Annotated in this window: 9 protein-coding genes; 7 read left to right on the top strand and 2 right to left on the bottom strand. The window is 42.2% G+C overall.

Going from position 1 to position 12,830, the window contains the following annotated elements; genetic code table 11:
- Nucleotides 1–51: 51 nt before the first annotated feature.
- From WA352_RS13455 to WA352_RS13445, 3 genes are all read left to right on the top strand, one after another.
- A complete protein-coding gene (locus WA352_RS13455; protein ID WP_004654891.1) occupies nt 52–1,083 on the top strand; it encodes a LysR family transcriptional regulator in 1,032 nt (343 codons plus the stop codon).
- A 196-nt stretch (nt 1,084–1,279) separates the two neighbouring features.
- Nucleotides 1,280–4,786: a GLUG motif-containing protein gene (locus WA352_RS13450; protein WP_241345361.1), complete on the top strand. Its 3,507-nt coding sequence runs from the start codon at nt 1,280–1,282 to the stop codon at nt 4,784–4,786.
- A 171-nt stretch (nt 4,787–4,957) separates the two neighbouring features.
- Complete coding sequence (locus WA352_RS13445; RefSeq protein ID WP_033133200.1) at nt 4,958–6,325, top strand: PQQ-dependent sugar dehydrogenase; 1,368 nt, start codon at nt 4,958–4,960, stop codon at nt 6,323–6,325.
- 358 nt (nt 6,326–6,683) lie between these two features.
- Here the strand turns inward: WA352_RS13445 and WA352_RS13440 are convergent, their stop codons facing one another.
- Together WA352_RS13440 and WA352_RS13435 are read right to left on the bottom strand one after the other, a co-directional pair.
- A complete protein-coding gene (locus WA352_RS13440) occupies nt 6,684–7,043 on the bottom strand; it encodes a hypothetical protein (protein ID WP_004805381.1) in 360 nt (119 codons plus the stop codon).
- 367 nt (nt 7,044–7,410) lie between these two features.
- Nucleotides 7,411–7,803, bottom strand: a complete 393-nt coding sequence (locus WA352_RS13435; RefSeq protein ID WP_004805383.1) for a hypothetical protein — start codon at nt 7,801–7,803, stop codon at nt 7,411–7,413.
- 371 nt (nt 7,804–8,174) lie between these two features.
- Here WA352_RS13435 and WA352_RS13430 point away from each other — a divergent pair, with 371 nt between their 5' ends.
- The 4 genes from WA352_RS13430 (at nt 8,175) to WA352_RS13415 (ending at nt 12,800) form a co-directional block, all read left to right on the top strand.
- Nucleotides 8,175–9,518, top strand: coding sequence for a spinster family MFS transporter (locus tag WA352_RS13430; RefSeq protein ID WP_004805385.1), 1,344 nt, complete (start codon nt 8,175–8,177; stop codon nt 9,516–9,518).
- An 89-nt stretch (nt 9,519–9,607) separates the two neighbouring features.
- Entirely contained in the window at nt 9,608–10,618 is a 1,011-nt protein-coding gene (locus tag WA352_RS13425) for an AraC family transcriptional regulator (protein WP_033133199.1), read from the top strand.
- Between the two features lie 84 nt (nt 10,619–10,702).
- A complete protein-coding gene (locus WA352_RS13420; protein WP_033133198.1) occupies nt 10,703–11,809 on the top strand; it encodes an NAD/NADP-dependent octopine/nopaline dehydrogenase family protein in 1,107 nt (368 codons plus the stop codon).
- 1 nt (nt 11,810) lies between these two features.
- Nucleotides 11,811–12,800, top strand: coding sequence for a 3-hydroxybutyryl-CoA dehydrogenase (locus WA352_RS13415; RefSeq protein WP_033133197.1), 990 nt, complete (start codon nt 11,811–11,813; stop codon nt 12,798–12,800).
- Nucleotides 12,801–12,830: the final 30 nt, after the last annotated feature.

Raw genomic sequence — 12,830 nt, 5'->3', positions numbered from 1 at the left:
TATAATAATTGTTGTGTGAAACTGGAAAAATACAACAATGGGAGTGGGCCTGTGGATCTATTTCATGCAATGAGAGTCTTTAATAAAGTGGTTGAAACCAACAGCTTTAGTCTGGCTGCAGACAGTCTTGGGCTACCGCGTGCTTCGGTGACCACGACCATTCAGGGTTTAGAAAAACATTTACAGGTTCGTTTACTGAATCGTACCACGCGTAAACTAAGTTTAACGCCCGATGGTGCGGTGTATTATGACCGTAGCTTGAGAATTTTGGCGGATGTTGAAGATATCGAAGCATCTTTCCATGATGAGGAACGAGGGCCACGAGGCCGTTTACGGATTGATGTGCCTGTGTCGATTGGTCGCTTGATTTTAATTCCAAGGTTAAGAGAGTTTCATCATCGTTATCCCGATATTGATTTGGTGATTGGCATGAATGATCGGCCTGTGGACTTGGTGGGCGAGGCGGTGGATTGTGCGATTCGGGTGGGAGAGCTACAAGACTCGAGCTTGATTGCTCGCCGTATTGGGACGTTTCAGTGTGCAACAGCAGCATCCGCATGCTATTTAGAAAAATATGGTGAACCGAAGACACTTGAAGATTTACAAAAAAATCATCAAGCCATTCATTTTTTCTCCAGTCGTACAGGACGTAATTTTGACTGGGATTTTGTGGTTGATGACTTAATCCAAAGTGTCAGTGTTAATGGGCAGGTGTCTGTCAATGATGGTGATGCCTATATCGATTTGGCGCTGCAAGGCTTTGGCCTGATCCAAGGTCCACGCTATATGCTGACCAACCATTTTGAAGCGGGAACTTTAAAGGAAGTGTTACCGCAATGGACGCCTGCACCGATGCCAATTTCGGTGGTGTATTTGCAAAGTCGGCATCTATCCCACAAAGTTAGAGTCTTTGTCGACTGGGTGGCTGAGCTGTTTGCAGGATGTCCATTATTAGGCGGTAGTGCTTTGCCGTTGGATCAGAAATGTGAGTTTGCCTGTGACCAAAAAACCAATCATGAATATACCATTCGGACTTTGGTGGAGCAGCATAATATTGCTGAGGCGCGTGCTTTAAAGACTTAAAGATCAGTGATGCAGTTACGAGCTTAGTCATCACTGAATCTATAAAAATGCGTAAAAAGGAGATCAAAATGCGACGATCTTCTGCATGCGCTTTATCCGAAAAATGATAAAAAATGATCAGAAAAATAAAATATATGGTAAAAAAAATGCTCAACAAAAAGTTGAAATAATATTAAAAATCAAAGGGGAAGTATAAGTGAATAAAGTTTATAGAATTGTCTGGAATGCGACGCATCTTTGCTGGCAAGCCGTGAGTGAGAAGGCCAAAGGTGGCGTTGTTGCAACGCAATCAACAACAAAAATCAAATCTAAAAGCTCAGTTGCTCATACAGCAAAACTAGCAGCATTCTTCGCGATGAATGTACTGAGTGCAAGTATTGTTTTTGCAGGACCAACAGGTGGCGTGGTTAGCTCTGGAACAGCGAGCATTTCAAGCGCAGGTACCACCACCACGATTAACCAGTCCACCGCAAAAGCTGCAATTGACTGGAGCAGCTTTTCCACCAATAGCAATGAAATTGTGAATTTCGTGCAACCGAATAGCAGCTCGATTACCTTAAACCGCGTTACAGGTACAAGTGCATCCAACTTCAATGGTCAGTTAAATGCCAATGGACAAGTGTTTATTATTAACCCGAATGGGGTGTTATTTGGCAGTACCTCACAGGTCAATACCGCGGGTTTGGTGGCATCAACCTTAAACCTGAGTAATGCTGATTTTAATAACAATCTATTTAATTTTAACAATCCTACCAATAACAAAACTGTTGAGAACCGCGGCAAAATTACCGTGCCTACAGGCGGTACGGTTGCCTTAATTGCGCCAACAGTAAAACAGACAGGTACGATCAAAGCACTGCAGGGTAATGTATTATTGGCAGCAGGCGGTGATATTACCCTGAATTTAAATAATGGTAGTTTGTTGGGTTACACCATTAATCAAGGTAAAGCACAGGCCTTGATTAACTCAGGTGGAATGATTCAGGCCGATGGCGGTAAAGTGATCCTTACTGCAAAAGGGATTGATGAATTAAGTAATGCGGTGGTGAATAGTGTTGGGGTGATCCAAGCACAAACGGTGAATAATGTTCGTGGCGTGATTGAGCTTGGCAGTGATTTAAGCAGTGGTACCGTGAATGTGAGCGGTACCTTAGATGCATCAGCCCCAAATGGTGGTAATGGTGGGCAGATTAAAACTTCTGCGGCAGAGGTAAACATCAATTCTGGTACGAATATCACGACACAGCGAAATAGTACCAGCAGCTTACCGCCGACCACCAGTGGCTGGGAACTGAAAGCTAAAAATATCGATGTCGATTTCTTTGGTGGTAGTGTCAGCAGTACCACTTTGGGTGATGCTTTAAATAAAGGCAATGTCACTTTGAATGCGATGGGTACAGCAGAAGGTCAAGGCAATATTAATATCAATGACGCAACCAGTTGGAATGCCAATACTGCACTGACACTAACCGCAACTAAAGATATTAACTTTAATAGTGATTTGGACTTAAGTGGAGATAAAGCCAAGCTTGCCATGAACTATGGTGCAGGCTCGGATTACAACTTAAATAATGGTGCCAAGATTAATATTAGTGGTTCATCCCCGACGTTGTTGATCAATGGAAGTTCTTACATTGTGATCAATGACCTAGGCGAAGAAGGTGATGCCAATATCAATACCTTGCAGGGGATGAACAATAACCTGACTGGGAATTATGTCCTGGGAAGTAATATTGATGCATCAGATACGGTGAATTGGAATGATGGGAAAGGCTTTGATCCCATTGGTAGTTTTGGCATCATCGTTACGATATTGAATGATCCAAATAATCCAGGTGGAATAACTGCAACTCAAACAACGATTGATAAACCTTTTACAGGGGAGTTTCATGGACTTGGGCATACGGTTAATGGACTCTATATAAACAGGCCTAGTCCACTACTGTATGAAATTCCGACACAGCTACCAGCAATTTTTGATGCTTATTCAGTGGGTTTATTTGGTGCAACGACAAATACGCTGAGGGATGTTGGAACGATTGAAGGAATGGTAAGCGGTACTAGTAATGTGGGGAGCTTGATCGGGTTCCAAAAATCTGGTGTCGTAAAGCATGCTTTTAGTTCCAATGCAGTGCAAGGAACCTCAGGAATAGGTGGACTCATCGGTGTAAGTGGCTACCGAGATGAAAATCATCAACAAAGCACAGCTTCTATTTTGAACTCTTATGCGACGGGTGAAATTACCCTGTTAAGTCTCCCTGATCCGCTTATTGGAACCAATGCTGGTGGATTGGTCGGTAAAAGCTATAGTTTAATTAAAGAGAGTTATGCGACGGGAAATATTCATTCAGAACAAAGCAACTCCTCAACAGTTGGTGGACTGGTTGGGCAGCAAATAAATAATGACATTATTCAGAGTTATGCAACAGGCAATATTTCTGGAAACATTGACAGCTTAGGCGGTCTAGTGGGTTCGTTATTATTTTCTCAAGGAAATACCAAAATTTTGCAAAGTAATGCCACAGGAAACTTGAATGGAAAATCTGCGGTCGGTGGCTTAGTAGGTTCGATTGGTCTTGAGGCTGTTTACAATAATCCGACGCGTGATATCAATGCGATTGCTTCCATTGAGGACAGCTTTGCCGCAGGTAAAGTAACAGCTACTGATGATAGCTATCTGTCATCAGCAGGAGGGTTAATTGCTTCAGTTAATGGTGTTGTCAAAGTTAAAAATAGTTACTCTACTGGAGAGGTGATTGGGACATCTAAAACTGGAGGTCTCGTTGGTTCAATCAGTAATAGTTTCCCAAGTTTGCAGAATAAGACTGAAATTGAAAATAGCTATGCAACAGGGAAAGTCACTGGAACTGAGTATACAGGCGGTTTGGTCGGCTTTAATTTATCTGAAAGTATTATCAAAAATAGCTCTGCTCAAGGCGATGTTCAGGGAACAAACAGTGTAGGTGGTTTAGTTGGATTTAATGCCACAGAAATTTTGAATAGTTCAGCTCAGGGGCATGTCACTGGGGAAAAAGATGTGGGTGGTTTAGTCGGGAAAAATTTACAGGGGGTAAACAATAGCTTTGCGACAGGCAATGTAACTGGAACCGAGAATGTTGGTGGCCTCGTCGGCTATAATGAAAAGTGGGCAAATGCTGAAGAGGGTGTAATTTTTCGTAGTTATGCCACTGGTTCGATTAACGGAAGTACCAGCGTCGGTGGTTTAATTGGTCTGAATCATTTAGGGCTTGTGTCCTCAAGTTATGCCACTGGTGATGTGAAGGGCTATCAATATACGGGTGGATTAGTTGGGAATACGCAAGGAGGGCATCTTCTCAATACCTATGCTTTGGGTAATGTTATTGGGCAAAACTCTACTGGTGGATTACTTGGAGGTAGAACAACGAATTACTTACCAAAAGTTGAAAATAGCTTTTCTGCTGGTTCTGTCAGTGGCGTAACGAATACAGGCGGACTGATTGGCAATACCAATGGAATCACGATTGATGTAAATAGCTATTGGAATAAAGAGACCTCCGGACAAAGCCAAAGTGCTGGAGGATATGGAAAAACCACGGCTGAACTGCAACAAATTCAGACTTTTGCAGGTTGGGATATTGCTGATGTTTCAGATCCAAATTCAACCTCGACGTGGGTAATTGATGAAAATAATAGCACCCCACGGTTGCGTTATAATCACTAATATTCAAAACAAGAATACATAGATAAAACAAGAGGTTTCGGCCTCTTGTTTTGATGAATTGTTAATTTAAACGATGATTTAATCTGAATACTCATCGATTAAACACGTTGTATTCCAATGCTGCATCGGATTATGCTTTTGATAATGAAAAAATAAAACATAAGGTAAGCGATGTCGACTCAACTAAAATGGTTCATGTTCGGAACCAGTATTGTTCTCGTACTTGCAGGCTGTAGCGCCGCATCTAAATATCCGATTTCAGCAAGTTATGACCCTCAACCCGTATTGCCCAAACCTCAATCGAGTTTAGTGCCTACTGTTAATATTGCTCCTGCTAAAGGTTGGCCGAAGGGAATGATGCCGACGCCAGCAGAAGGTTTAAAAGTTCAGGCATACGCGCAAGGGCTAGACCATCCAAGATGGCTCTATGTATTACCAAATGGTGATGTGTTGGTAGCTGAAACCGATGCACCACCTAAGCCAGATGATAGCAAAGGGATTCGTGGAAAAATTGCGAAAAAGGTGATGCAACGTGCAGGGGCATCTTTTCCAAGTGCCAATCGTATTCGTTTACTGCGTGATACCAATGGCGATGGGATTGCTGATAAAAATACGGTTTTCCTCGAAAACTTAAATTCGCCGTTTGGTATGACTTTGGTGGGGAATACACTTTATGTCGCCAATACGGATGCCTTGATGCGTTTTCCTTATCAGGATGGTGCGACAAAAATTACGGCGCAGGGAACGAAAGTTTTGGAACTACCCGCAGGAAAACTCAATCATCATTGGACGAAGAATGTGATTGCAAATCCAGAGGGTACCAAACTATATCTCTCTGTTGGGTCGAATAGTAATGTGGCTGAGAATGGACTGGATAAGGAAGTTGGTCGAGCGCAGATTTTAGAGTTTGATATTGCCACTGGCAAAGCCAGACCTTTTGCGACAGGACTGCGGAATCCGAATGGAATGGGTTGGCAACCACAAGGTGGTCAGCTCTGGACGGTCGTAAATGAGCGTGATGAGTTAGGTAGTGATTTAGTGCCTGACTATATGACCTCAGTCAAAGACGGGGCATTTTATGGTTGGCCCTATAGCTATTACGGTCAGCACGTCGATACGCGAGTAAAACCACAAAATCCTGAGATGGTGGCCCGTGCACTTAAACCTGATTATGCTTTGGGAAATCATACTGCATCTTTAGGATTGGCCTTTTATGCAACGGAATTAATGCCACAGTATCGAGGTGGCGCATTCATTGGTCAGCATGGTTCATGGAATCGTAAACCGCATAGTGGTTATAAAGTGATTTTTGTGCCGTTTAGAAGTGGTCAGCCGTATGGGCAACCACAAGATGTATTGACTGGCTTCTTAAATGACAAAGGTGAGGCATATGGAAGACCTGTTGGCGTTGCGATTGATTTTTCTGGTGCACTTTTAGTGGCTGATGATGTTGGGGATGTGATTTGGCGTGTATCGCCTATCGCTCAAACCACGTACGAAAGTCCCATGCAAGAGCCTAAAAGCAGTCATTTAAAATAGTAAATGTTTAAAATAAAAATATGCTTAAAGCTTTAGTTTGAAGCTGGGTGTTGAAAGTCTTAGATAGACAGTTATGTATTGTTTTTGTGATTAGTTATGCATTTTTATTGTATTTGGTGATATAAATAACGAATTCGCGATAAGCTTCTCTGTGGAATGTCTATATCGTAATCTCATTCTCTTCCCCAAGGGTTTGAGATTTTTTTTGTTTGAAAAATATAGATCAATTATATTTAGACATGAAATGGAGGTTGTAAAACAGCCGATCAGCCTTATTGAACAAGGATTTGATTTAGATGCATTTGGAGAACTGATTTAAAATCTGTTCCCCAATTGATTTGGAATAATAAATGGGGGCTTATTTCTTTTGTTTAAAACGATATTTGCACTTTAAGCAACGATAATCCTGAAAAATATTCTTATCGACCATCACACCCGCTTTTTTTCCAAAAATATTACCAACGACGCCCCCCGTAACACCTGCACTGATTGCACCGACAAAAGTGCCTACCGTACCACCGACAATCACACCAAGAGGTCCAGCAACCGTACCAATTGCTGCACCTATGGATGCACCACCTGCAGCACCACCGACTGTACCCGCAGTCGTACCTGCGGCCGTCAGTAATACACCGCCCGTAGTTCTCAATAATTTGTCATGATTACGTGTTTCAATTTCAGTCGAACCACATTTAGGGCATTCGATAGGTTTTTCCATAAAACGATTTATCCTGTATTTCTTTATTGAGTCGCACAGTCGATTTTGCTCAATAACATGAGTGAGTCAATATCATACTTTGGAAGAAGATATGTTCTGATGAGAGAAATCAGCGACATCACTTTTTCAGTTTTGATTTTAGCGGAACAATGGCATAAGTATTTATGGTTCATGTAAATACTTGTACTTTAATAATTATCCAGATATCGAAGTCAGGATATCAGGGCAGAGCAGCATTTGCTGCGCACCTGATTCATTGATTTTAAGCTAAGGGTTAAACTTGAAGGGAGAGCATTGTTATAGTCGATTTTAGATCTGTTTGGTATGTAAAAACTCTTGTTTTTACAAGAATTTTTACATGATTTATTTAGGCTAAAAATGTTTCTTGCAAATAGCTCCAGACCATTTTTCCGTTAATTTCTTCAATTAAAGCGCATGAGCGTCGAATTAAAATACCTGTGTCTTTGGTGTGCTTTTCGGTATAGGTCAGAACAATTGCATCTTGTTTTTGCATTAAGACTTGCTCGTCATAGATTTCAATTTTGATATCAGGCATTTTCCCTTGATTGTTGCTAAATAAGCCTTTGACATCTTCAAGTGAAAAACGTTTTCCTGCTGCACCGACCATTTCAAAATGATCAGCAAAATAATTAATCAGTAGGGGAAGGTCTTGTTCAGCATGTTTTCCATTAAAAATTTTCTCAATCAGGACATGCATGCTATGAATGCTTTCGATTGCTTGTTCTTTGATAAGTGCCATATTCATTTCCATTGAAAATCGAGTATCTCGCTTTATTTTAAACCAAAAATAAATGTAAAATTCAATATAATTTTAAAATAAAATAAGCATCAGTATTTTTCACGATTCAGGAAACTTTGATGCAATATTTTAAAAATTATATTATATCAAACATTTAAACCATAAGTAATCATTTAGCCAAACGTTTAAGTCGCCAAGATCGCAAAAAAGGTATAACTTTATACCTGAAATATTATGGAAAATTCCATGTAAAAATAATAAATATAGAGAAGGATGATTTACCTTATTGAGGACAGAGCAGAAACGGATTCTGGTCATATTGTCTCCAATAAGAAGACGCATTAGAAAAATGGCATGGACAAGGAAGCAAAATGGATACGCAATCTACTGAGCCGAAACAAGCTCAATCAAATCTCTATGCATGGTATGTGGTATTACTGTGCATGTTGGCTTATATCTTCTCATTTATTGATCGGCAAATACTGGCGCTGATGATCGAGCCAATTAAGGCTGATCTCGGGCTTTCAGATACTCAATTCAGTTTATTACACGGTTTAGCCTTTTCTCTGTTTTATGCCTTTATGGGTCTACCCTTGGCATATCTGGCAGATCGTTTCTCCCGTCCGAAAATTATTGCCATCGGGGTGGTCTTTTGGAGTATTGCAACGGCATTTTGTGGGCTAAGTAAAAACTTTCTGCAACTATTTTTGAGTCGTATGGGCGTTGGTGTCGGTGAGGCCGCTTTGTCTCCAGCAGCCTATTCAATGTTTAGCGATATGTTTAGCAAGGATAAGCTTGGACGCGCTGTCGCCGTTTATTCGATTGGCTCTTTTGTCGGTGGCGGGATTGCTTTTCTGGTCGGTGGCTATGTGATTGGCTTGCTCAAAAATATGGATACCATCATGGTACCTGTTTTTGGTGCGCTTAAGGCATGGCAAGCGGCATTTATTATAGTTGGTTTGCCTGGTGTCTTTATCGGTTTACTGGTGTTGTTGACGGTGAGAGAGCCGCAACGTAAAGGTCAGCGCCTAAATGCGCAGGGGCAAGTAGAAAAAACCAGTATGAAGGATGCATTCAAGTTTATTAAAAAGCATGGTCGTACCTTCAAATGTCACTATTTAGGTTTTACTTTTTATGCAATGGCCTTGTATTGCCTGATCAGCTGGTCACCTGCGTTCTATATGCGCAAGTTTGGTCTCACGCCGACTGAAGCGGGCTATATGTTGGGCAGCGTGTTATTGGTGGCGAATATCTTAGGTGTATTTTGTGCCGGTTGGCTGAACGACTGGTTTATTCAAAAAGGTCGTAAAGATGCACCGATGATTACTGGCGTGATTGGGATTGTGGGTTTGATCATTCCGATGATGGTGTTTACGCAAGTGAATGAGTTATGGTTATCCGTGGTGTTCTTAGTGCCTGCAATGTTTTTTGCTTCATTCCCGATGCCGATTTCAACGACTGCTATGCAAATGTTGGCACCGAATCAGTTACGCGCACAAATCTCAGCGGTGTTTTTATTGATCAGTAATCTGGTTGCGGTTGGGATTGGGACGACATTGGTGGCTTTGATTACCGATAAAGTTTTTGAGAATCCACTCATGGTCGGGATGTCCCTGTCGATCGTGGGTACGATTTCCTGTGTATTGGCCTTTATCTTATTGAAAAAAGGCTGTCAGGCATTTAGTGACAGTATGCAGCAGGAACATGGATCTTGATTTGATGTTGCACTGAGGATGTCGCAGGCCCATTCTTCGTAATGGGCTTTGTGCTTTGTCCGTGGAATCTTTAGCAAGGGAGTGAAGTGATGCAATCATCTTTTAAGCTGGATCATTTGCATTATCTGGATGAATTTTTATTATTTAAATCTGATGATTATCAAACCATTAAAGATCAAATCAGCTATTACCTATGCCCGCATCGTTTTGATGTCGAAGTACGAGAACCTCTAAATACGCGTTTGAATGGCTTTAGCTTTGGTAATGGCGCGCTGTACGATCTGAAATATAGTGCGCCAGTCATGATTAACATTGAGGATAGTGCTGACTTTTATTTATTTAGAATCACGCTGGAAGGACAATGTGAGCTCAAATTTGATCGGCAGCAGATCGTGCAATCTGCAGGAATCATGTCGGTCACCCATCCGCATACCCGACAGCAGATCATCACCAATCAGCATTGCCGTAATATTATTTTAAAATTGGCGCAACAGGATATCGAAACTCAATTATTCAACATGTTGGGATGTCGTAGCCAAGAACCATTACGCTTTAATTCCTCTTTGTCCTGTAGTTTAGAAGGGATCGATGCGATTATTGAAACACTGAATTATCTGTGTCATGCCTATTATAATATTCGCAACTGGAGCTTTATTTCAGCCAGTTTTAGCCAGTATTTGATCGAGCTGATTTTGCTTAAAATCCCGAATAATTATACCGAACGGTTGAATGCTCAACGGCAACAACTGCTGCCAAGCTATATGAAAAGAGCACAGCAATACATTCAGGAACATGTACAACTGACCATTTCATTAGCTGATTTAAGCCAGTATTGCGATGTGTCGATACGAACCTTGCAAAAAGGTTTTAGTCAGTATTTACAGCAAAGCCCAGTGGAATATATCCGTGAGCAGCGCTTGGAACGGGTGCATTTGGCTTTACAACAAGCACCATCTCATGAAACTGTCACCGATATTTTACTGGATCATGGCATCCAAAGTTTTGGGCATTTTTCCAGCCTATATAAAAAACGTTATGGCTGCTTGCCTTCGCATACTTTAAAAAAAGATGCCGTGCCAGTTCTTCAAATGCGTGCGTAAATGGAATATTCACTGCGCATTTGGATAAGCCATTAAGCTGTGGTCGTTCTATGCTGAATGACAAATCAATCAGCAGGAGCGCACATGAAAATTACAGTACTCGGTGGCGGACACGGATGTTATGCAGCAGCGGTAGAGATGGCAGAAAAAGGCCACGATGTAGTGTTATGGCGTCGTGACCATGAAGCCTTGCAACAGTTGGCTGCTACAGGTGAGCTTAAAATCAAAGATTATCAGGGTGAGCGCATAGTGAGTGTTGGCTTTGAAAACAGCCAGATTAATCTCTCGAATTATTTAGAAAAAGCCATTCGGCATGCCCAGTTGATTATTATTCCTTTACCCGCAACCACGCATCTGGATTTGGCTCAGCAGGCCGCGCCTTTCTTTCAAGCGGGTCAGGTGGTGTATTTACCGCCTGCAACCTTCGGTAGCTTTGTCTTTGCCAAAGCCATGCGCGAAGCAGGTAACACAGCTCAAGTGGCTTTTGCCGAAACAGGCACACTGCCTTATCTGGTGCGTAAGCATGGGGTCAATCAGATCGTGATAAGTGGCTATGCGACCCGTTTACCAACGGGGGTATTCCCAAGCAGCTTGTCCGAGCATGCATTTCAAATTTTAAAACAGGCGTATCCAAGTGTCGAGCCGATTGAGGACAGTTTAAGTGGTGCATTAATGAATGCGGGACCGATTATTCATCCACCGTTGATTTTGATGAATGCGGGACCACTCGAACATTTTGAGGCCTGGGATATTCATAATGAAGGGACACAACCATCGATTCGCCGTGTCACCAATCAGCTTGACGCAGAGCGTATGCGTGTAAGGGAAGCATTGGGCTATGCTGCACCGCATTTTCCATTGGCTGATCACTACAATAAAGACGGTGAGGGTGATGAATGGATGTATGGCCGTGGAGCACATGGCAAATTAACCGATAGTGGAGACTGGCGTGAGGATATCGACTTACAGACCCATCGTTATATGTTGGAAGATACGCGTCTAGGATTATCCTTTCTGGTTTCGGTCGGGCGTTGGGCAGGTGTCGCGACACCTGTGGCAGAAGGGCTACTGAATATTGCTTCTGCGGTGACAGGCAAGGATTTGTATCAGGACGGACGGACGTTTGAGAACCTAGGGCTTGCCGATAAAAGCAAGGCTGAGTTGCAAGTGACTTTGCAGCAAGGAGTCTAAGATGAATCCAATTCAACAAGTTACGGTACTGGGTGCTGGTCGTATGGGTAAAGCCATTGCGCTTGCCTTTGCCTATGCTGGGTTAAACGTGGCTTTAGTCGATACCCGACAACGCAAGGAGGCTGAGTTTGAGCAATATCAGGCTCAGGTCCAAACCGACTTCAAACAAGAATTGCAATTGCTGGAAAGTATCCAGTTTATTCAATCTGAACAAAGCATCTTTATTCTGGATCAGATTAAGATTTTAAGTCGTGCGGCTTCAATATCAGTCTTAGCACACTGTGATCTGGTTATGGAAGCTGTACCTGAGCTCAGGCAAGCCAAAGAAGATATTTTTACTTGGCTTGATCAATATATTACACCGACTTGTATTGTTGCATCGACAACATCGACCTTTCTGGTCACTGATATTGCGCAGATGATTTCTCATCCAGAACGGGCGGTGAATGCGCATTGGCTCAATCCAGCCTATCTGATTCCGCTGGTTGAGTTAAGTCGTTCTGAGCAAACTTCAGATGAGGCAGTAAATACCTTGAAAAGCTTCTTACAGGCAATTGGCAAAGTTCCTGTGGTGTGTCATGCCAAAGCGGGTTATATCGTGCCACGGATTCAGGCCTTGGCAATGAATGAAGCGGCACGGATGGTAGAAGAAGGTGTGGCTTCCGCAGAAGATATTGATATCGCGATTCGGACTGGGTTTGGTTTACGTTTTTCGGTGTTGGGCTTGCTGGAATTTATTGACTGGGGTGGTGGCGATATTTTGTATTACGCTTCACAATATTTACAAAAGGAGCTAGGTGAACGTTATCGCACGCCTGAAATTATTGCCGAGAATATGCGACAGCAACGCAATGGCTTACGCGAGCAGCAGGGTTTTTATAATTATCAGCAGATCGATATTGCTGCTTATAAACAACGGGTTTTACAGACATTTTCAGATCGGATTACCGCAAATCAGCTTAAACCGCCGTTTAATATTTTAAATCAGTAATCAGCTTGGTCCACACTTTTGCCCATCTCT

Origin of the sequence: Acinetobacter sp. 102 (assembly GCF_037028485.1) — a bacterium.
GTDB classification, from domain to species: domain Bacteria; phylum Pseudomonadota; class Gammaproteobacteria; order Pseudomonadales; family Moraxellaceae; genus Acinetobacter; species Acinetobacter higginsii.
This window is presented reverse-complemented; position numbering and strand designations above follow the sequence as displayed.

Bases quoted from the DNA above. Each gene is read 5' to 3' on its own strand.
- WA352_RS13445 (WP_033133200.1), top strand. From the start codon at position 4,958: ATGTCGACTCAACTAAAATGGTTCATGTTCGGAACCAGTATTGTTCTC.
- WA352_RS13415 (WP_033133197.1), top strand. From the start codon at position 11,811: ATGAATCCAATTCAACAAGTTACGGTACTGGGTGCTGGTCGTATGGGT.
- WA352_RS13435 (WP_004805383.1), bottom strand. From the start codon at position 7,803: ATGGCACTTATCAAAGAACAAGCAATCGAAAGCATTCATAGCATGCAT.
- WA352_RS13420 (WP_033133198.1), top strand. From the start codon at position 10,703: ATGAAAATTACAGTACTCGGTGGCGGACACGGATGTTATGCAGCAGCG.
- WA352_RS13425 (WP_033133199.1), top strand. From the start codon at position 9,608: ATGCAATCATCTTTTAAGCTGGATCATTTGCATTATCTGGATGAATTT.
- WA352_RS13440 (WP_004805381.1), bottom strand. From the start codon at position 7,043: ATGGAAAAACCTATCGAATGCCCTAAATGTGGTTCGACTGAAATTGAA.
- WA352_RS13430 (WP_004805385.1), top strand. From the start codon at position 8,175: ATGGATACGCAATCTACTGAGCCGAAACAAGCTCAATCAAATCTCTAT.